The sequence below is a fragment of the Tepidibacter mesophilus genome, assembly GCF_002724055.1.
Classification (GTDB): Bacteria; Bacillota; Clostridia; order Peptostreptococcales; family Peptostreptococcaceae; genus Tepidibacter_A; species Tepidibacter_A mesophilus.
Genome location: NZ_BDQY01000015.1, coordinates 57,670 through 79,015, shown reverse-complemented (window position 1 = coordinate 79,015; position 21,346 = coordinate 57,670). Strand labels below are relative to the sequence as shown.

At 30.1% G+C, this 21,346-nt stretch carries 18 protein-coding genes and 1 other RNA gene; 18 read left to right on the top strand and 1 reads right to left on the bottom strand.

Going from position 1 to position 21,346, the window contains the following annotated elements; genetic code table 11:
* The first annotated feature begins 74 nt into the window (after positions 1-74).
* From rpoN to Tmeso_RS10265, 15 genes are all read left to right on the top strand, one after another.
* Complete coding sequence (gene rpoN, locus Tmeso_RS10330; RefSeq protein ID WP_099190879.1) at positions 75-1,412, top strand: RNA polymerase factor sigma-54; 1,338 nt, start codon at positions 75-77, stop codon at positions 1,410-1,412.
* Positions 1,413-1,609: 197 nt separating this feature from the next.
* Positions 1,610-2,632, top strand: coding sequence for a sugar-binding transcriptional regulator (locus tag Tmeso_RS10325; protein ID WP_099190877.1), 1,023 nt, complete (start codon positions 1,610-1,612; stop codon positions 2,630-2,632).
* A 53-nt stretch (positions 2,633-2,685) separates the two neighbouring features.
* The gene (gene gap / locus Tmeso_RS10320) at positions 2,686-3,690 is read left to right on the top strand and encodes a type I glyceraldehyde-3-phosphate dehydrogenase (RefSeq protein WP_099190875.1); all 1,005 of its coding nucleotides are present in this window, start codon (positions 2,686-2,688) and stop codon (positions 3,688-3,690) included.
* A 142-nt stretch (positions 3,691-3,832) separates the two neighbouring features.
* Positions 3,833-5,032 (top strand): phosphoglycerate kinase, encoded by a 1,200-nt coding sequence (locus Tmeso_RS10315; protein WP_187296312.1) that lies wholly within the window; start codon positions 3,833-3,835, stop codon positions 5,030-5,032.
* Between the two features lie 20 nt (positions 5,033-5,052).
* The gene (tpiA, locus tag Tmeso_RS10310; protein WP_099190873.1) at positions 5,053-5,799 is read left to right on the top strand and encodes a triose-phosphate isomerase; all 747 of its coding nucleotides are present in this window, start codon (positions 5,053-5,055) and stop codon (positions 5,797-5,799) included.
* 13 nt (positions 5,800-5,812) lie between these two features.
* A complete protein-coding gene (gene gpmI, locus Tmeso_RS10305; protein WP_099190871.1) occupies positions 5,813-7,342 on the top strand; it encodes a 2,3-bisphosphoglycerate-independent phosphoglycerate mutase in 1,530 nt (509 codons plus the stop codon).
* Positions 7,343-7,392: 50 nt separating this feature from the next.
* Positions 7,393-8,682, top strand: a complete 1,290-nt coding sequence (eno, locus tag Tmeso_RS10300; RefSeq protein ID WP_099190869.1) for a phosphopyruvate hydratase — start codon at positions 7,393-7,395, stop codon at positions 8,680-8,682.
* Between the two features lie 195 nt (positions 8,683-8,877).
* On the top strand, positions 8,878-9,105 hold the full coding sequence (gene secG / locus Tmeso_RS10295) for a preprotein translocase subunit SecG (RefSeq protein WP_099190867.1): 228 nt from the start codon (positions 8,878-8,880) through the stop codon (positions 9,103-9,105).
* A 177-nt stretch (positions 9,106-9,282) separates the two neighbouring features.
* A complete protein-coding gene (locus Tmeso_RS10290) occupies positions 9,283-11,301 on the top strand; it encodes a sodium-translocating pyrophosphatase (protein ID WP_099190865.1) in 2,019 nt (672 codons plus the stop codon).
* A gap of 100 nt (positions 11,302-11,401) precedes the next feature.
* Complete coding sequence (locus Tmeso_RS10285) at positions 11,402-11,812, top strand: PspC domain-containing protein (protein WP_099190863.1); 411 nt, start codon at positions 11,402-11,404, stop codon at positions 11,810-11,812.
* Between the two features lies 1 nt (position 11,813).
* A complete protein-coding gene (locus Tmeso_RS16450) occupies positions 11,814-11,987 on the top strand; it encodes a LiaF transmembrane domain-containing protein (protein WP_187296311.1) in 174 nt (57 codons plus the stop codon).
* A 147-nt stretch (positions 11,988-12,134) separates the two neighbouring features.
* Entirely contained in the window at positions 12,135-14,255 is a 2,121-nt protein-coding gene (gene rnr, locus Tmeso_RS10280; protein WP_099190861.1) for a ribonuclease R, read from the top strand.
* 104 nt (positions 14,256-14,359) lie between these two features.
* Positions 14,360-14,818 (top strand): SsrA-binding protein SmpB, encoded by a 459-nt coding sequence (gene smpB, locus Tmeso_RS10275; RefSeq protein WP_099190859.1) that lies wholly within the window; start codon positions 14,360-14,362, stop codon positions 14,816-14,818.
* A 5-nt stretch (positions 14,819-14,823) separates the two neighbouring features.
* Positions 14,824-15,173, top strand: a transfer-messenger RNA (tmRNA) gene (gene ssrA, locus Tmeso_RS10270).
* A gap of 128 nt (positions 15,174-15,301) precedes the next feature.
* Positions 15,302-15,859 carry a nucleotidyltransferase domain-containing protein gene (locus Tmeso_RS10265; protein ID WP_099190857.1) on the top strand — a complete coding sequence of 186 codons (558 nt, stop codon included), beginning with the start codon at positions 15,302-15,304 and terminating at the stop codon, positions 15,857-15,859.
* A 92-nt stretch (positions 15,860-15,951) separates the two neighbouring features.
* On the opposite strand, the gene Tmeso_RS10260 is transcribed toward Tmeso_RS10265, so the two are convergent.
* Positions 15,952-16,971, bottom strand: coding sequence for a 3-oxoacyl-[acyl-carrier-protein] synthase III C-terminal domain-containing protein (locus Tmeso_RS10260; protein ID WP_187296310.1), 1,020 nt, complete (start codon positions 16,969-16,971; stop codon positions 15,952-15,954).
* A gap of 395 nt (positions 16,972-17,366) precedes the next feature.
* Here Tmeso_RS10260 and Tmeso_RS10255 point away from each other — a divergent pair, with 395 nt between their 5' ends.
* The 3 genes from Tmeso_RS10255 to Tmeso_RS10245 are packed head-to-tail and all read left to right on the top strand — an operon-like array spanning position 17,367 to position 21,331.
* Positions 17,367-18,791, top strand: a complete 1,425-nt coding sequence (locus Tmeso_RS10255; RefSeq protein ID WP_099190853.1) for a CheR family methyltransferase — start codon at positions 17,367-17,369, stop codon at positions 18,789-18,791.
* A complete protein-coding gene (locus tag Tmeso_RS10250) occupies positions 18,775-19,263 on the top strand; it encodes a chemotaxis protein CheW (protein ID WP_099190851.1) in 489 nt (162 codons plus the stop codon). Before Tmeso_RS10255 ends, Tmeso_RS10250 begins: the two co-directional genes overlap by 17 nt.
* Before the next feature lie 25 nt (positions 19,264-19,288).
* Positions 19,289-21,331, top strand: a complete 2,043-nt coding sequence (locus Tmeso_RS10245; RefSeq protein WP_099190849.1) for a methyl-accepting chemotaxis protein — start codon at positions 19,289-19,291, stop codon at positions 21,329-21,331.
* Positions 21,332-21,346 lie beyond the last annotated feature (15 nt).

Here is a 21,346-nt window from a genome sequence, read left to right as displayed (position 1 = left end):
AAATCAAAATTAAATAAATTTTTTTTGATATAATAAGAATATTAATAAGAGTTTAACGTAAAGGATGGATTTTTATGAAAATAAATTTTGGTTTAGAATTAAATCAAAGTCAAAAACTAGTGCTTACAAAACAATTAAAACAATCTTTAGATATATTGAACATGAGCACCCACGATTTGGAAGAAGTTATATCTAAAGAGAGAGAAGAAAATCCTGTTATAGAAATAGATAAAAACGATAAAATAGATTGGGAAAAATATATAAATAATATTAACAATAGAACCTATAATCAAACAAATCCAGTTAATTATGACAATGAAGATTACAATATAGAAAATATGATTAAATATAATATGAATTTATATGAATATTTGAAAAATCAAATAAATTATTACAATCTAAACAAAAAAGATAAAGAAATAGTTGAATACATAATAGACTCAATAGATGATCAAGGATATTTTAAAAGTGATATAGAAGAAATAGCAAACATATTAAAAACAACTAAAGAAAATTTAATAAAAAATCTAAAAGTAGTCCAAACTCTTGAACCAAGTGGTATAGGAGCTAGAAGTATAGAAGAGTGCTTGATTATTCAATTAAAAGAAAAAAATATACAAGATGATTTATTGGAAAATATTATCGAAAATGATTTAAAATTACTAGCAGATAAAAAATATAAAGAAGTATGTAAAAAATATAGGATAAACATGGAAAAATGTATTGAAGTAATAAATATAATTAAAAAGTTAAATCCAAAGCCTGGAAATAAATATACGTCTTCTAAAAATAATTATATAACACCAGATGTTATAGTTGAGAAAATAGGAAGAGAATATGAGGTATATTTAAATGAAAAAAATACTACTCATATAAAAATAAATAAATTTTACGAAGAAATATTAAAAAGTTCTCAAGATGATGAAAATGCGAAACAGTATATAAAAGAAAAATTAAACTCTGCATTTAATTTGGTAAAAAATATAGAAAGTAGAAAAAATACAATACTTAGAATTTCGAAAGAAATAGTAAAATACCAATATGAATTCTTTGAAAATGGAAATAAGTATCTAAAACCTTTAATATTAAAAGATATAGCTCAAAATTTAGAAATACATGAATCAACAGTTAGTAGAGGTGTAAATGGAAAATACATTTTGACGCCACATGGGATGTTTGAACTAAAATATTTCTTCAGTAGTGGGTTAAAGCAACAAGAAGATATAGCATCTACTAGTATAAAAAATATAATAAAGGAAATAATAAATTCTGAAGATAAGAAAAAACCATATAGTGATTCTAAAATATGCACTTTATTAGAAAAGAAGGATATAAATATATCTAGAAGAACTGTTGCAAAATATAGGGAAGAATTAGGAATAGGTTCGTCTTCTAAGAGGAAAGAATTTTAATTAAAATTAAAAAATAAAATAAAAAAAATAATATTATTTCAAAAAAATATTGAAAAAATTTCTATGTTGGTATAGAATTAAATTAAGCGGTGGGACTAAAAAAAATCATAGGGACTTTTTAGATCCCGCCAAAAAAATGAAGATATAGGGACGTAAAATAAACATAGGGACTTAAAAAACCTAAGAGGTATAAGATTATGAAAAATTTGATACAACTTCAAAAGAAAATAATGCCTGAAGTTTTAGATATTATGTATAGAAGATACAAAATATTAAATCAGATAGCATTAAATGAATCCATAGGAAGAAGATCTCTTTCAAATAAACTAGATTTAAGTGAAAGAGTAGTAAGATCAGAGGTTGAATTTTTAAAAAAACAAGATCTTATAAACATATATACTTCTGGAATGAGTATAAATGAAAATGGGATTAATCTTCTTAATGACTTGAAGATATTTATGGGTGAAATAATGGGTATTTCTGAGTTGGAAGAGAAAATAAAGAAAAAACTAGGTATAAAAAAAGTTATAATACTACCTGGAAATGCTGATGAGGACTCTCTTGTTATAAAAGATATAGGTAAAGCAACTTACAAATATCTTACTAACATAATAAAAAATGACTATATAATAGGAGTAACTGGTGGAAATACTATGCTTGAGTTTGCTAATTGCTGTCATGAAACAAAAAAATATGAAAATATTTTGGTAGTTCCAGCTAGAGGAGGACTTGGCAAAGAGGTAGAAATACAATCAAATAACATAGCTGCAATACTTGGGAAGAAGCTTGGAGGAAACTATAAGCTTTTACATGTTCCTGATAATGTAACCGAAGAAACTTTAAATAGCTTGATATCAGAGCCTGAGATAAACCAAACATTAAACCATATACAAAATGTAGATGTTTTAGTATTTGGTGTGGGAAGAGCAGATGATATGGCTAGAAGAAGAAAGATGCCTGACTCTGAGTATAATTATATAATGTCAAAAGGAGCTGTGGGTGAATCCTTTGGATATTACTTTAATAGAGAAGGTGAAATAATATACGAGACTAGTACTATAGGCATAAAACTTGAAAATTTCAAATCAATAAAAAATACTATAGGAATAGTTGGAGGAAGTAGAAAAGCAGATGCTATACTTGCTATATCAAAGATAAAAAAGGATTTAGTGTTAGTTACTGATGAAGGTGCTGCAAATAAAATATGTGAAATAATTTAACCATATAAATTATTTCACAATTTAAAATATAAATTAACCAGGAGGAATGAAACATGATTAAAGTTGCTATTAATGGATTTGGAAGAATAGGAAGATTGGCTTTAAGATTAATGCTTGACAAGTCAGAATTTGAAGTGGTTGCAATAAATGACTTAACAGATGCTAAAACATTAGCACACTTATTAAAGTATGATTCAGCTCAAGGACGTTTCAATGGGGAAATAGAAGTTAAAGAAGGAGCTTTTGTTGTAAACGGAAAAGAAATAAAAGTAACTGCTGAAGCTAATCCAGAAAACTTACCTTGGGGTAAAATGGGAGTAGATGTAGTACTTGAGTGTACAGGATTCTTTGCTGATAAGGGAAAAGCAGAAGGACACATTAAAGCTGGAGCTAAGAAAGTTGTTATATCTGCGCCAGCAACAGGTGATTTGAAGACTGTAGTATTCAATGTTAATCATGATATATTAGATGGATCAGAAACAGTTATATCAGGAGCTTCTTGTACTACTAACTGTTTAGCACCAATGGTTAAAGTATTAAACGATAAGTTCAAGGTAACAAAAGGATTAATGACTACTATACATGGTTACACTAATGATCAAAACACATTAGATGCACCTCATAGAAAAGGAGACCTTCGTCGTGCTAGAGCTGCTGCAGCTAACATAGTTCCAGGATCAACAGGAGCTGCTAAGGCTATAGGTCTTGTTATACCAGAACTTAAAGGTAAACTAGATGGAGGAGCTCAAAGAGTACCAGTTATAACTGGTTCGTTAACTGAACTTGTTTGTACACTTGAAAATAATGTAACTGCAGAAGAAATTAATGAAGCTATGAAAACTGCTTCTAATGAGTCATATGGATATACTGAAGAGCCAATAGTATCATCTGATATAATTGGAATGCACTTCGGATCGTTATTCGATGCTACTCAAACTAAGGTTATGGAGATTAATGGGGAACAATTAGTTAAAGTTGCTTCTTGGTATGATAATGAAATGTCATATACAGCTCAATTAATAAGAACTTTACAACATTTCGTAAATCTTTCTAAATAATATTATAATTTGAGTTTTAAACAAGTCCGGGTTTGTAGTGTATACTACGGACTCAGGACTTTTTATATTTAAATTTAAACATAAAAAGTATAGCATTTTTATGAAAATATGATATACTTTTAGCGAAAAGGAGTTGTATAATATGTCGATGTTAAATAAAAAGAGTATAGAAAATATAGATGTGAACGGAAAAAAAGTATTAGTAAGATGCGACTTTAACGTACCTTTAAAAGATGGAGCTATAACTGATGAGAACAGATTAGTTGGTGCTTTACCTACTATAAAATACTTAATAGAAAATGGAGCAAAAGTTATTTTATGTTCTCACTTAGGAAAACCAAAAGGGGAAGCTAAGCCAGAGCTTTCTTTAGCGCCTGTAGCTAAGAGATTATCAGAAATGTTAAATAAAGAAGTTGTATTTGCAGCGGATGATAATGTTGTAGGAAAAAATGCTAAAAAATCAGTTGATGATATGAAAAACTCAGATGTAGTTTTACTTCAAAACACTAGATATAGAAAAGAAGAAACTAAAAACGAAGAAAACTTCTCAAAAGAATTAGCATCTTTAGCTGACGTATTCGTAAACGATGCATTTGGAACTGCACATAGAGCCCATTGTTCTACTGTTGGGGTTACTGAATTTGTAGAAACTAGCGTATGTGGATACTTAATTCAAAAAGAATTAAAATTCTTAGGAGAAGCTGTTGAGTCTCCAATAAGACCTTTTGTAGCTATACTTGGAGGAGCAAAAGTTTCTGATAAGATAAATGTCATAAACAACTTACTTGAAAAAGTAGATACTTTAATAATCGGTGGAGGAATGGCTTACACATTCTTAAAAGCACAAGGATATGAAATAGGAACTTCTTTACTTGAAGAAGATAAAATGGATTATTCAATGGAAATGGTTAAAAAAGCAGAAGAAAAGGGAGTTAAATTATTACTTCCAGTTGATCACGTTACTGGAGAAAAGTTTGATAAAGAAACAGCTCCTGTTGTTACAGAAGATCAGAACATAAAAGAAGGATTTATGGGACTTGATATAGGACCTAAAACTGCAAAATTATATGCTGATGCTGTTAAAGAAGCTAAAACAGTTATATGGAATGGACCTATGGGAGTATTTGAGTTTGAAAACTTCGCAAAAGGAACTATAGAAGTTGCAAAAGCTATGGCGGATGCTGATGCTACAACTGTAATTGGTGGAGGAGACAGTGCTGCTGCTGTAAATATATTAGGTTTTGGAGATAAAATGACTCACATATCTACTGGTGGCGGAGCTTCACTTGAATTCTTAGAAGGAAAAGAGCTTCCAGGAATAGTCGCTTTAAACAATAAATAATTTAAAAGGGGAGTGTAGTTATGAGAAAACCAATTATTGCAGGAAACTGGAAAATGCATAAAACAATAAAAGAAGCGGTTGAATTTGTAAATGAAATTAAATCTGAGATAAAAGGGACTGACGTTGAAGCTGTTATTTGTGCTCCTTTCACTTTACTTAAAGATTTAAAAGAAGCTACTAAAGATACTAATATTAAGATTGGTGCTCAAAATATGCATTTTGAAGAAAAAGGTGCTTTCACTGGAGAAATATCTCCTCTTATGTTAAAAGAGTTAGATATTGACTATGTTGTAATAGGTCATTCGGAGAGAAGACAATACTTCAATGAAACTGACGAAACTGTAAACAAGAAAGTTATAAAAGCTTTAGAATATAAAATAAATCCTATAATTTGTGTTGGTGAAACTTTAGAACAAAGAGAAGCTGATAAAACTAAGGATGTAGTTAAAGTTCAAGTTGAAGAAGCGTTAGTAAATATACATGAAAAAGACATAAAAGATATAGTTATAGCTTATGAACCAATATGGGCTATAGGTACAGGAAAAACATCTAGTAGTAAAGATGCTAATGATGTTATATCTTATATAAGAGATGTTGTGGCTAATGTGTATTCTGATCAAACAGCAGAAGAAGTTAGAATACAATACGGCGGAAGTGTTAAACCTGCTAATGTAGAAGAGATAATGAACGAATCAGATATAGATGGTGCTTTAGTTGGTGGAGCGAGTCTTCAGCCAAAAGATTATGTAGAACTTGTTAATTTCTAAGGAGTTGATAGACATGAAGAAGCCTACAGCTTTAATCATATTAGATGGTTGGGGTATTAATAATTCAGATTTAGGAAATGCAATAAAGCAAGCTAAAACGCCTAATATGATTAAATATGCACAAAAATATCCTTGTACTTCAATAAAGACAAGTGGAGAATACGTTGGACTTCCAAATGGTCAAATGGGAAATTCAGAGGTTGGACACTTAAACATTGGAGCAGGAAGAATAGTATACCAAGAGCTTACTAGAATAACTAAAGCAATAGAAGATGGAGATTTCTTTGAAAATGAAGAATTATTAAAAGCTATGAATAATTCGAAACAAAACAACAAAAGTCTTCATATAATGGGTCTTTTGTCTGATGGTGGAGTACATTCTCATATAAACCACTTAAAAGGACTTTTAGAATTTGCAAAAAAAGAAGGTCTTGATAAAGTATATTTACATGCAATCTTAGATGGAAGAGATACAGATCCTAAAAGTGCAATTAAATATATAGATGAAATAGAATCTTACATGAAAGAAATAGGTGTAGGCAAAATAGCTACTGTTTCTGGAAGGTATTATTCAATGGATAGAGATAAGAGATGGGAAAGAATCGAACTTGGATTTAATAGTATGGTTTTATCTCAAGGAGAAATAGCAAATAGTGCAAAAGAAGCAGTTGAAAAAGCATATAATGATAATAAAACTGATGAATTCGTACTTCCTACTGTAATACTTGAAAATAATAAACCGATAGCTAAAATACAAGAAAATGATTCAATTGTATTTTTTAACTTTAGACCAGATAGAGCAAGACAAATAACAAAAAGTATAGCCTCAAGAGAGTTTGATGGGTTCAAAAGAGACTATATAGATACTGTATTTGTTTGTATGACTCAATATGATGTAACTATAAAAGAAGTAAATGTTGCATTTAAGCCTCAAAAACTTATAAATACATTAGGTCAATATTTAAGTTCTAAGGGTATAAAGCAATTGAGAATTGCAGAAACTGAGAAATATGCTCATGTTACATTCTTCTTTAACGGAGGGGTAGAAGAGCCTAATGAAGGAGAAGAGAGATGTTTAATACCATCTCCTAAGGTTGCAACATATGATTTAAAACCTGAAATGTCAGCTTATGAAGTAACAGAGAATTTACTTCAAAGGCTTGATGAACATAAGTATGACTTTATAGTTTTAAATTATGCAAATCCAGATATGGTGGGACATACAGGCGTTATAGATGCTACCGTTAAAGCTGTTGAAACTATAGATGAATGTCTTGGAAAAATTATAGATAAAATAGTTTTATTAGGTGGAAATGCTATAATAACAGCAGATCATGGAAATGCTGAATATATGTGTGATGAAGATGGAAACACAGTTACTTCACATTCTACAAATGAAGTTCCATGTATATTTATAACGGATGAAGATGTTAAGTTAAAAGACGGAGGTAGACTTTGCGATTTGGCTCCTACTTTACTTGATACTATGAACGTACAAAAACCTGAGGAAATGACTGGAGACAGTCTTCTTATAAAAAAGTAAAATATAAAAATACTACAATAAATTTGTTAATTTAGAGAGGAGAAACAAATATGAGTTTTATTCAAGAAGTATACGCTAGAGAAATATTAGACTCAAGAGGAAATCCAACTGTTGAGGTTGAAGTAATGCTTGAAAGTGGAGAAATAGGAAGAGCAATAGTTCCATCTGGAGCTTCTACGGGAGCGTTTGAAGCTGTTGAACTTAGAGATGGGGATAAAGGAAGATACTTAGGTAAAGGAGTTACTAAAGCTGTTGATAATGTAAACAACATAATAGCTCCAGAGCTTGAAGATATGAATGTATTTGATCAAGTAGGAATAGATAATCTTTTAATAGAGCTTGATGGAACTAATAACAAAGGTAGATTAGGAGCTAATGCAATTCTTGGAGTTTCTATGGCTGTAGCTAGAGCTGCTGCTGAAGAATTAGGATTACCATTATTCCAATATATTGGTGGAGTAAATGCAAAACAGCTTCCGGTGCCAATGATGAATATATTAAATGGTGGAGAGCATGCTGATAACAACGTTGATATCCAAGAATTTATGATAATGCCTGTTGGAGCTTGTTGTTTCAAAGAAGCTTTAAGAATGTGTGCTGAAATATATCACAACTTAAAGAAAGTATTACAAGAAAAAGGACTTGGAACTGGAGTAGGTGACGAGGGAGGATTTGCTCCAAACCTAGCATCAAATGAAGAAGCTTTACAAGTAATAGTTGAAGCTGTTAAGGTTTCTGGATATGAGCCAGGAAAAGATATTAAAATAGCTATAGATGCAGCAGCTACAGAGTTCTATAACAAAGAAACTAAGAAGTATGTATTAGCTGGAGAAGGAAGAGAATTATCTGTTGAAGAAATGGTAGACTTCTATGCTAGCTTAGTTGAAAAATATCCAATTATATCTCTTGAAGATGCATTAGATGAAGATGATTGGGATGGATGGAAGTTACTTACTGAAAAATTAGGTAACAAGATTCAATTAGTTGGAGATGATTTATTCGTTACTAACACTGAGCGATTATCAAAAGGTATAGAAAATGGTATAGCAAATTCTATACTTATAAAGCTTAATCAAATAGGAACTATAACTGAAACTTTAGATGCTATACAAATGGCTAATAGAGCTGGATACACAGCTGTTATATCTCATAGATCAGGAGAAACTGAAGATACTATTATAGCTGATTTAGCTGTTGCACTTAATGCAGGACAAATTAAGACTGGTGCTCCTTGTAGAACTGATAGAGTTGCTAAATACAATCAATTATTAAGAATTGAAGAAATAGTTGGAGATGTAGCTCAATTCCCTGGGATGAAAGCTTTCTTTAACTTAAAATAATCTAAAAATTATAGGGAGGATATATCCTTCCTATTTTTATTTACGTAGTATCAACTATTTTAATCAACGGAGCACGTAAGACTAGTTGGGCACATTAGTTAGTACGTAGCGAGTAGACGAATTTTTTATTGAATGATTAATTCATATATGTTAAACTAACTATATTAATTTACCTTAAACTTAAGGGGGTGTAGTATGAAAACTTTTTTAATGGTAATTCAGCTTATAAGTAGTATAATATTGATTGTAAGTGTATTACTTCAATCAGGAAAAAGTGCAGGTCTTTCTGGAAGTATAGCGGGAGGAGCAGAACAAGTTATGGGAACTAAAGCAAGAGGTTTAGATGCTGTGTTTTCAAAAATAACATCTGTTTTTGCAACTTTATTTATAATAGTGGCATTAGCACTTGTTGCTATACAATAATTTTTTATAACTTTTAATAAAGAAATGACGCTTATTAAAATATCTTAAAGATATTTTAATAAGCGTCATTTCTTTATGTCTAATGAAAATATATATCATAATAGTACGAATAAAATAATATAAAACTAATATAGCTATTTAAAAGCTAAAATAAATTTTAAAGGGGAGGTTGTTGGAATGATCTCATATTCAGGGATTGCAGCAATTTCAGGTATTATAGCCTTGTTGTTTGCATTTATACTAGCGAATAAAATTAATAGAGTAGAGGTTGGTACTGACAGAATGAAGGAAATTTCTTCATACATACAAGAAGGTGCCATGGCTTTTTTAACTAGAGAATATAAGACCTTAGTTTTATTTGTAGCAGCTATATTTATAGTTTTATATTTATTTATAAACCCGCTTACTGCATTTTGTTTTTTAGTAGGATCTTTATTTTCTACATTAGCAGGTTTTTTTGGAATGAAAGTTGCAACAAAAGCAAATGTAAGAACTGCAAATGCAGCTAAAGAACAGGGAATGAATAAGGCATTAAGTATTGCATTTTCTGGTGGTGCTGTAATGGGAATGACAGTAGTAGGTCTTGGAATTTTGGGAATTGGATTTTTATTTTTAATTCTTTATAAATTAGGAAATAATCCATCTGAATCAGCAAAGATACTTACAGGGTTCGGTCTTGGAGCTTCTTCACTTGCCTTATTTGGACGTGTTGGAGGAGGTATATATACAAAGGCTGCTGATGTAGGAGCGGATCTTGTGGGTAAAGTAGAGGCCGGAATACCAGAGGATGATCCTAGAAATCCTGCTGTTATAGCCGATAATGTAGGAGATAATGTAGGCGATGTTGCGGGTATGGGTGCTGATTTATTTGAATCATATGTAGGATCATTAATAGCTGCTATAACACTTGGGCTTATAGCATACGGTATAAATGGAGCTATATTTCCTCTATTATTATCTGCTGGGGGGATAATAGGAAGTATAGTAGGAACATTCTTTGTAAAAGCAGATGAAAATAGTGATCCTCATAAGGCGCTTAAGATGGGAACTTATATATCATCAATTTTAACTATGGCTTTCGGATTCTTTTTATCAAATAATTTATTAGGAGACTTAAAGGGATTTTGGGTGGTGTTAATAGGTATAATAGTTGGAACATGTATAGGGCAGTTAACTGAAATATATACATCTAGTGATTATTCTCATGTTAAAAAAATTGCATATCAGTCTGAAACAGGACCTGCTACTACTATAATATCAGGTCTTGCAGTTGGGATGAAATCTACATTATGGCCTATAATTGTTATGTCCCTTGGAATATTGATAGCCTATTCTATTGCAGGAATTTATGGAATTGCATTAGCATCTGTAGGTATGCTATCAACAGCTGGAATGACAATAGCCGTTGATGCTTATGGACCTATAGCTGATAATGCAGGTGGAATAGCGGAAATGTGTGAACTACCAAGTGAGGTTAGGAATATAACTGATAAGCTAGACTCAGTTGGAAATACTACGGCTGCTATAGGGAAAGGATTTGCAATAGGTTCAGCAGCACTTGCAGCACTTGCTTTATTTGCATCGTATACAGAGGCTGCAAATCTTAGCGGAATAGACTTAACTAACCCTGTGGTTATATCAGGAATGTTAATAGGAGGTATGCTTCCATTTTTATTCTCGGCTATGACTATGGAAGCTGTAGGAAAAGCTGCTTTTGAGATGATAGAAGAGGTTAGAAGACAGTTTAGAGAAATGCCTGGAATAATGCAGGGGACTACAAAACCAGATTATGCAAAATGCGTAGATATATCTACGGCATCGGCTCTCAAACAAATGGTATTACCTGGTGTTCTTGCAGTACTATCTCCTGTATTAACTGGATTATTACTTGGTACAGAAGGCTTAGGAGGTCTTCTAGCTGGAGCATTAGTAGCAGGTATACTTATGGCTATAATGATGTCAAATGCAGGTGGAGCATGGGACAATGCAAAAAAATATATAGAAGCAGGACATCATGGAGGTAAGGGAAGTGAACCTCATAAAGCAGCTGTTGTAGGAGACACAGTAGGAGATCCATTCAAGGATACATCGGGTCCATCTATAAATATTTTGATTAAGCTTATGACTATAGTATCTTTGGTATTTGCTCCATTATTTGTTCAGTATGGAGGAATATTAGTAAAATTATTAAAATAAGGGTTTATATATGAGAAGGAACTGTATATTATATTAATATACAGTTTTTTTTATATAAAAAGCCTAAAGTGTAAGATTCTATTAAGAAAGGAATGATTTTATGAATAAAAAAGTTTATAGATCTTTAGATGATAAAGTTTTAACTGGAGTTTGTGGAGGATTGGCAAGATATTTTGATATTGACTCAACTATAGTTAGGGTTTTATGGATATTAGGATTTTTTGCAGGCGGATTAGGAATTTTAGCTTATATAATATGTGCAGTTATAATACCACAAGAAAGCTTTAGTGAATATAATATGAATAAACACAAATATGAAGAAGGTGTATCAAGATATGATAATAATAAGTCTAGGAAAAATAAAGTTTTATTGGGAAGTATATTAGTTTTAATAGGTAGTTTTAGCTTGGTAGATGAGTATTTGTACTGGATAGAAATAGAGAAATTATGGCCTATAATTTTTATTATAATTGGAATATATATTATAGTAAAAAAACAGGGAGATGATTAATATGAATAAAGGTGGGTTGATTTGGGGTATCTTTTTTATACTTTTAGGAATTGGGTGGACTTTAGAAAATTTTAATATTATAGATGAATCTACAATTGATATATTAGTTAAATTTTGGCCTATAATATTAATATGTATAGGTATTGATATTATTTTCAAAAATAGAAAAAAATGATGTATTAATATAGAAAAGAATGATATTATAAAGTTTAGTGTTAAAATTTGCATTATTAATAAATTATTAATAATTAGTATTTAAAATAATAATAAATGGAAAAGATATTAATATAATTAAAATTCTAATTTTAATAGGAGGTATTAGATGGTACCAGGAATGAAAGAAACGTTACTTACATTTATGAAAGAAAATGCATACAATCCCTTAACTAAAGAGGAACTTTCAAATATATTCGATATACACCCTGCTGAGAGGGCTATGTTTTATAATTTTTTAGATGAACTTGAAGAAGAAGGCGAAATATACAAGACTAAAAAGAATAGATATGGTCTTCCTAATAAAATGAATTTATTTGTTGGAAGAATTCAAATGCACCAAAGAGGATTTGGCTTTGTTGTATCTAACGAAGAGGGTGTAGAAGATTTATTTATACCAGCAGAGCATTTAAATGGAGCTATGCACAATGATAAGGTTGTAGCTAGAATAATGGAAATAGCAAAAGAGAGTAGACGTGCAGAAGGTGAAGTTATAAAAATAGTTGAAAGATCGATTAAGACTGTAGTTGGAGTGTATGAATCTAGTAAAAACTTCGGATTTGTAGTGGCCGATAACAAAAGGTTTACAAGAGATATATATATACCAAAAGCAGAATCTTTAAGAGCAAGCCATGGAGACAAGGTAGTTTGTGAAATAACTCAATGGCCTCAAAAAGGAAGAAATCCAGAAGGTAAAATAATAGAGATCTTAGGAAGAAAAGGTGAGAAAGGTGTAGATATATTATCTGTAATTAGAGAACTTGATTTACCAGAAGAATTTCCTAATAAGGTATTAGCCGAAGCTCAAAGAATAAGTGATGAATTGCCTATAGAAGAGATAAAAAGAAGAGTGGATTTAAGAGATATAACTACTTTCACTATAGATGGAGCCGATGCTAAAGATTTGGATGATGCTGTTTCTATAGAAGTGCTTGATAGTGGAAATTATAAATTAGGAGTTCACATAGCTGACGTAACTCATTATGTTAAAGAAGGAAGTAAACTTGATAAAGAAGCTTTAAAAAGAGGAACTTCTGTATACTTAATAGACAGAGTAATTCCTATGCTTCCAACTAAATTATCAAATGGATTATGTAGTTTAAATCCGAATGTAGATAGACTTACTTTATCTATATTTATGGAAATAGATAACAATGGTAATGTTTTAAATCATGAAATCGTTGAGTCTGTAATAAATACTAAGGCTAGAATGGTATACACAGATGTATCGGATATACTTGAAAATGAAGATGAGGAACTTATAAATAAGTATAAAGAGTTAGTAGAAGACTTTAGAACAATGGAAAAGCTTGCAAGAATACTTATGAAAAGAAGATCATCAAGAGGTGCTATAGACTTTGATTTTGCAGAAGCTAAAATAATCCTTGATAAGAATGGAAAGGTATTAGACATTAAGAAATACGAAAGAAGAATAGCTAATAGAATCATAGAAGAATTTATGCTTGTGAGTAATGAAACAGTAGCAGAGCATTTTTTCTGGCTTAAAATACCTTTCGTTTATAGAATACATGAAACTCCTAACGCAGAGAAAATAGAGCAATTTAACAAGTTTGTGGCAACATTTGGATATCATATAAAGGGAGACTTGGAAGTAGTACACCCAAAGAGCTTACAAATGCTTTTAAATGATATTAAAGGAAAGAATGAAGAATTGGTTGTTTCTACACTTATGTTAAGATCGTTAAAACAGGCTAGATATTCACCGGATTGTTCGGGACATTTTGGGCTTGCTGCAAAGTATTATTCTCACTACACATCGCCTATAAGAAGATATCCAGATCTTCAAATACACAGAATAATAAAGGAATCTATAAATGGAAAGATAGATGAGAAGAGAATTCAAGCTCTTAAACATATAGTTACCTACGCTGCAGATCAGTCATCTTTAAGAGAAAGAGCAGCAGATGATGCTCAAAGAGAAGTCGAAGATCTAAAAAAAGCAGAATATATGGCTGATAGAATTGGAGAAGAGTTTGATGGAAGAATATCTAGTGTTACATCATTTGGAATGTTTGTAGAAGTAGAAAATACTGTAGAAGGACTTATAAGACTTTCTAATTTAAATGATGACTATTATATATTTGATTCTGATAACTATGTTTTAATAGGAGAGCACACAAAAAAAACTTATAAGATAGGAGATAGTTTAAGGGTTAAGGTATCTAGTGTTAATATAGATTTTAAAGAAATAGAACTTACAATAGTATAGTTTAAAGACTAGAGCTCAAGCTCTAGTCTTAATCTTGACAGTTAACTGTATATATGGTATCATTATTTTTACAATAAGTATTGAAGTATTAAGAGGGTGAGAATATGGGTGAAGGAAGCAAAATTTTAGCATCAAACAGAAAAGCTAGACATAACTACTTTATAGAGGAAGTATATGAAGCGGGTATTGAACTTAAAGGTACTGAAGTTAAGTCTATAAGGGCAGGTAAGCTGAACTTAGCAGAAGGATATGCTTCTGTTGAGAATACAGAGGTATTCTTAAAACAAGTGCATATAAGCCCATATGAGCAAGGGAATATATTTAATGTAGATCCTCTTAGAGTTAGAAAGTTATTACTTCATAAACAAGAAATAAGAAAGCTTATTGGACTTATAAACCAACAAGGATACTCACTAGTACCTCTTAGTGTATATTTAAAAAGAGGTAAGGTTAAAGTATCTATAGGACTTGCTAAAGGTAAGAAGCTTTATGATAAGCGCCATGATTTAGCTAAGAAAGATGCTCAAAGACGTATTCAAAGAGAAATGTCGAGCAGACACTAAAACATGGGGGCGTAAAGGTTTCGACGGGGGTTTGGAACTTAAGGTAGCGAGTCATGTTTCCCTGGAGCATGTAAAAACTGGGGACTAAATATAAACGCAAACGATAATTACGCTTTAGCGGCTTAATATAGCTGCTCGTTCTACCTAACTTGCCCACGAGTTAGACTAGAACGTCATTGAAGTGGGGACCTATCTTTAGGGTGCCTTGACTAAAGACAGATTAACTAAGGCTGGTCAATCTTAGAGCCCGCTACTAGGCACTAGGAGAGACGAGAACCTAATATAGTAGATACACTCGTAGAAGCTTTAGGGAAAGGGCTTTCGGACAGGGGTTCGACTCCCCTCGCCTCCACCAATTGGGATTATAACCGTACAGAGAAATTTGTACGGTTTTTTAATGCAAAAATCCAAATGGAGAATGGGATATTAAATTTAGTAGAAAATAAAATAGAATTAATGAAATGATTTCTATAGGAGGACAATATGAATCAATATGTATTAAGAAAAATAGCAGAGGGATTGAATAAGTTGAATTGTACTTGGGCAATCGGGGGATCGGTAGTATTAAATCATTATGGTTTAGTAGAGAATCCAAATGATATTGATATATTAATAGATGCAAATCATAAAGATGAAATAAAAAAATTTATGGATACTATAGGTACATATATAGAATTACCTTCAAAAGAACCCTTTAAAACAAAAGAATTTTTTGGGTATATAGTGGAAGATACTATGGTTGAGTTTCTTGGAGATTTTAAAATAGATTTAGGAGAAGGTAAAATCTATGAGTTTGTTTTAGATGATGATGCTATTAAAGATTGTATGATAATAGATAATATCAAAGTAAATTTGACTACTCTAGAAGATTGGTATGTGGCATATAGTGTTATGAAAGATCCAAAGAAAAGAATTCCTTTATTAAAAGAATACCTTAAGAAATCGGGAATAAAGTATAGAAATTTATTAGAAAGAAATCTAAATCAGAATTTGCCAGATAATATTAAATTAGATATAGAAAATATATTATTATTAAAATAGAAATATGGGTATTATTTTAGAGAATAGTTTTTAAAAATAGATAACAAAACCGTATAGAAAAATCTATACGGTTTTTTAATATACTAAAAAGGTTATAAATATTTCACTAAACTTGCACCAAGGAAAAATCCTGAACCAAAGCCTAGAATTATGCCCAGATCTCCTGGATTTTTCATATATTTGTTATCTTCTGATAATGTGTATAATCTATTTAATCCTACTGGTACGCTTGCACAAGATATATTGCCGTAATTTTTATACACTTGAAGTGAAGGTAGCATTTGATCATCACTTAAATCGAATAATTTCTTTACCCCTGCTAAAATTTTCTTTCCTCCGGAGTGCATAACCCAATGATCAATATCTTCTTTTTTTAAACCGTGTTCTTCCAGTAAAGAAGAAACTAAGTCGTATATATGTGGTGAGATATTTTCGAGAAGTTTTTCATCAAGATGAACTATATTATTTTTCATTGACATACTATTACTATAACAAGTTGAAACTTTAGTATCGATAACCTGAAGTTTATTACAGTTAAATGAGCTATCTTTGGTAATTAATGTGGCAGACGCTCCATCACCGAATATTGTTACTGACATTAGCTGTCCATTATCATTAGGATCTGAGTTCTCAAAATACATGTGAGTTTGAGCTTCGCAGCATACAACTAATATATTCTTTATATTTTCATCTTTTAATAATGTGTTTGATAATTTGATTGCTGAAACGAATGCACCACAACCCAAACCGAATATAGGATAGTTGTGAATGTTTTTATTGAAATCTATTTCTGAGAACAATCTACTACTTAATCCTGGTAATTGTTGGTCGGTTGAATTATAACAAGTTATTATACAATCAATGTCTTTAGCTGTAATCTTATTGTTTATAAATAGCTTTTCTATTGATTCAAAACACATTTTTGTCATATCTTCATTAGATTTATTTTCTTTGAAATTGTATGTAGAAAATTTTGTATTTACTCCACCTTTTTTGAATAAGATTTTTAGTTTTCTAGAATCTTGTAATCCCAAAATATTCATCATTTCTGTATTATTGCGAATTTCTGATTTAGGAAATCCTATTTCTGGTTTACTTATATAAGTTTGCATATACCCCATCCCCTTTAGTTGTTTTGATAAAAATAACAATTAAATATATAAAATAACAATATATTACATAAAAACATGTTATTGTAATTAAAGTATACTATAATTGCAATAATATGTTAAGAAATAGAAAAGTGAATTATAATTGAGAATTTTTATTCTATTATAGAATTTTAAATGTTATAATTTAACAGATGGGCATTAGGGATTTCAATACAAAGGAAAATGTGAAGGTCAAGTAAAGCAAAATTTATGACCGTACTATAAGTAATTTAGTATGGTCTTTTTAGGTGTTATAGAACATTAAAAAAACATTTATGAGGTATTTAATATGATATATAATAAAATGTATTATTGAATATAGATTGAAAATTTTAAAGTTAAGTAGAGGGATAAAAATGACAAATAATATTTCTAAAGATATTCTTTATAATATAGATAAATATATAGAAACAAGATTTGGGTTATATTTTACAGAAAAAAGGTTTAATGACCTTACAAGAAGTATATTTAATGCAGCAAAACAAAAAAATATTGATTTTGAAGATTATATAAAATTAATACTTTCAAATAAATTGTCTCAAGAAGATTTAAAGAATTTAGTAGGTTGTCTTACTATTGGAGAAACTTATTTTTTTAGAGATAAAAAATTATTTGATGCAATGAGACAGACAATATTACCAGATATAATTAATAAGAGAAGATGTTCTAGTAAAAGTTTGAAGATTTGGAGTAGTGGTTGTTCTTCTGGTGAAGAAGCCTATTCAATAGCTATTTTAGTTAAAGAGCTTATTCCTGATTATAAAAATTGGAATATAGAGATTATTGCTACTGATATAAATCATTCATCTCTTAGTAAGGCTAAAAAAGGAATATATAGTGAATGGTCCTTTAGAGGTGTAGATTCAAGCATTAAAAATAAGTATTTTATTAGAATGGATGATATGAGCTATAAACTTAAGGAGGATATCCTTCGATTTGTAAAATTTGAAAGTTTAAATTTGGCTGATCAAACTTATATATTTGATGGGAAGATTATCAAAAATATGGATATTATATTTTGTAGAAATGTTCTTATATATTTTAGTAAATATCAAGCTAGTAGAATAATTGATCGTTTTTATAATAATATTGTAAATGGAGGTTGGCTTGTTGTGGCACCAACTGAAAGTTTATTTCTTAATGATACTTCTTTTACACCTATAAATATTAACGACATGTTTTTATACAATAAAAGAATTAAAAAAAATAATTTAGTAAAGTTATTTGACCATAGTTTGATTGATAATAGTTTTATACAAAAAAAATTAATTATGCAAAATGATATATTAAAACACCAAAAAAATTTAAATATTAATAATGTTACAATAAAAGATGAAAAAAAATCAACAAAGGAAGACAAACAAAATGCGCAAGAGCTTGAAATAATAGCTCGTTCCCTAGCCAATGAGGGAAAGCTTGAAGAAGCTATTGAATGCTGTAAAAAAGCTATCCTTATTGACAGAATAAATCCTTTTTATTATTACCTTTTAGCGAGTATTCAGCAAGAACAAGGGAATGTTATCGAAGCTGTTATGACATTAAAAAAAGTTGTTTATCTTAATCCAAATTTCATTATGGCCTACTTTGACCTAGGGAATTTAAATTTAAAACAAGGCAAACATGCCGAAGCATTTAAAAATTTAAAAAATACACTTGAATTATTAGATAATTTTGATGATGAGGATATAATTCCTTATTCAGAAGAAATGACAGTGGGAGTATTAAAGCAAATGATCAAAAATATAATTGATAAGGGAGAAGTTTATGGAAGAGTTCAATAAAGAAGAAATATTTGAAAGTACTGAAATTCTAGAATTTGTGTTAAACGATGATGATTCAAGCCAAAAATATGCAGTTGAAGTTGTATATGTTAATGAGGTATATTCTATAAAAAATGTTACTATGCTTCCATGTACACCTGCTTTTATAGTAGGAATAATGAATTTTAGAGGGAAAATAATATCTGTAATAGATATTAGAAATTTTTTAGGTTTTACTGTAGCAAAAATAAATGCAGATAATGTAAAAAAAGTAATTGTTATAAATATGGATGAAATAGAGGTTGGAATAGCTATAGATGGCATTTTAGGATGTAAGAATATTTCTTTATCAGAAATACAAAAAAATATTTCAACTATAACAAATTTTAATGCTAACTACTTTAAGGGAGTAACAAAAGAACGAAGTATTGTTTTAGATATAAAAAATATCATTATGGATGAAAAATTTATTGTTAATGAAGACATAATTTAACCACTTGAAGGGGGAAAAGATAAAGATGATAAAGAAAGATCTTATTAAAAGCTTAAAAGGAAAGTTAATAATATATTTTTTAATACTAGCTATTATACCTGCATTGATTATAGGTGAATTGAGTTATTATAACTCAGAAAAATCATTACAAAAAGGAGCTACTGATCAACTAACTTTTATAAGAGATACAAAGAAAAAAGAAATAGAAGATTATTTTAAAGTTAATCAAGATAGAATTACCTACATGGCACAGGAACCATATGTTATAGAGTGTATGGAAGAATTTACTAAGTTTGGATTGAATAGTGATTTTTATAATGATGTGTACGAAAAATATAATTCTAAATTCGTAAATTTTATTGAAAAATTAGGGCATGGGGATATATTACTTGTAGATTTAAATGGAAATATTTTATATTCAGCATTTAAGGAAGCGGATTTTGGAACAAATCTTTCGACTGGACCTTATAAAAATACAAATATTGCAAAAGCATATGAAGCTACAACAAACAGTAGAGATGAAAATTTCACGATAGTTACAGACTATGAATTCTATAGCCCTTCTAATGAAAAGCCAATTCTAGCTATAGCTTCTCCTATTTATAAAGGCGACGAAAAGATTGGGGTTCTTATTTTTAAAATGGGTACAGATAAAATAGATGATATTGTATCCAATAATGATAAATGGGAGTCGCTAAATCTTGGTAAGAGTGGAGAAGTAGTTTTAATTGGACAAGATTATAAATTGAGAAGTAATACTAGATTTTTAAAAAATGAGGAAGATGAAAAAATAAAGGCAGCAAAATCTGCTATCCTTTTGAAGGAAATAATAACAAAAGGAACTGAAGCTGTGATGAATGGAAAAACTGATGTTGATACATACTCTGATTATCATAATGTTAAATCAATTGTAGCATATACTCCATTAAATATTGATAATTTAAAGTGGTCTGTACTTGTTAAAATAGATGAAGCTGAAGCATTTCAATCAGTGTATAAATTACAAAAGTTAATGATGATTATTTTAATATTTGCAGTAATATTAATAATAATATTTTCAGTTATTATATCTTCTGGTATTGTCACTCCATTGATAAAAATGGCAAATATTGCTACGAGAATATCTAAAGGAGATTTAACTGTTGAAATAGATCAAGAACAACGATCAGATGAAATAGGAATTTTGAAAAAATCAATTGGCAATATGCTAAACAATCTTAGAGAGCAAACAAAAGAGATTATGAATGTAGCAAATGTGCTTGCAGCTTCTGTGAATGAAATTACAGTTTCACTTACTCAAGTTACAACAGGGGCTGCTCAAACTTCTTCAGCTGTTAGTGAAACGACAGCAACTGTTGAAGAGGTAAAACAGACGGTATATGTATCAAGTGAAAAAACAAAAAATGTTTCAAATAGTGCAAAGAAAGCACTTGAAATATCAAAAATAGGAAGCAAAGCAACCGAAGATACATTAGAAGGAATGAATGTTATTAATAGCCAAATGCAAGAAATTGCAGAAAGTATAATAGCTTTAAGTGAACAGAGCCAGAATATAAGTGAACTTATAGAGAGTGTCGATACTATTTCTGAACAGTCTAATATACTTGCTGTAAATGCTTCCATAGAAGCAGCTAAAGCAGGAGAACATGGAAAAGGATTCTCTATAGTGGCTCAGGAAATTAGAAATTTATCAGAACAATCAAAACAAGGTACAAAGCAGATAAGAAATATATTAAGGGATATACAAAAAGCTGCCAATACAGCTGTAATGACAACTGAAAAAGGGATAAAGCTTGTCGATGCAGGTATGAAACAAGCAGGTGAAGCGGGTTATTCTATACATCAACTTATGGAAAATATAAATATATCTGCACAGGCAGCGATACAAATAGAAGCATCTAGTCAGCAGCAATTGATTGGAATGGATCAGGTGGCAATAGCAATGGAAGGGATAAATGAGGCTAGTATTCAAAATGTTGATAGTATGAAACAGCTAGAAGAGGCAACGAATAGACTTCAAGAAATGGGATATAGAATTAAGCAGTTAACTGAAGAATACAAGGTTTAAGGAAAGGGAGGATAA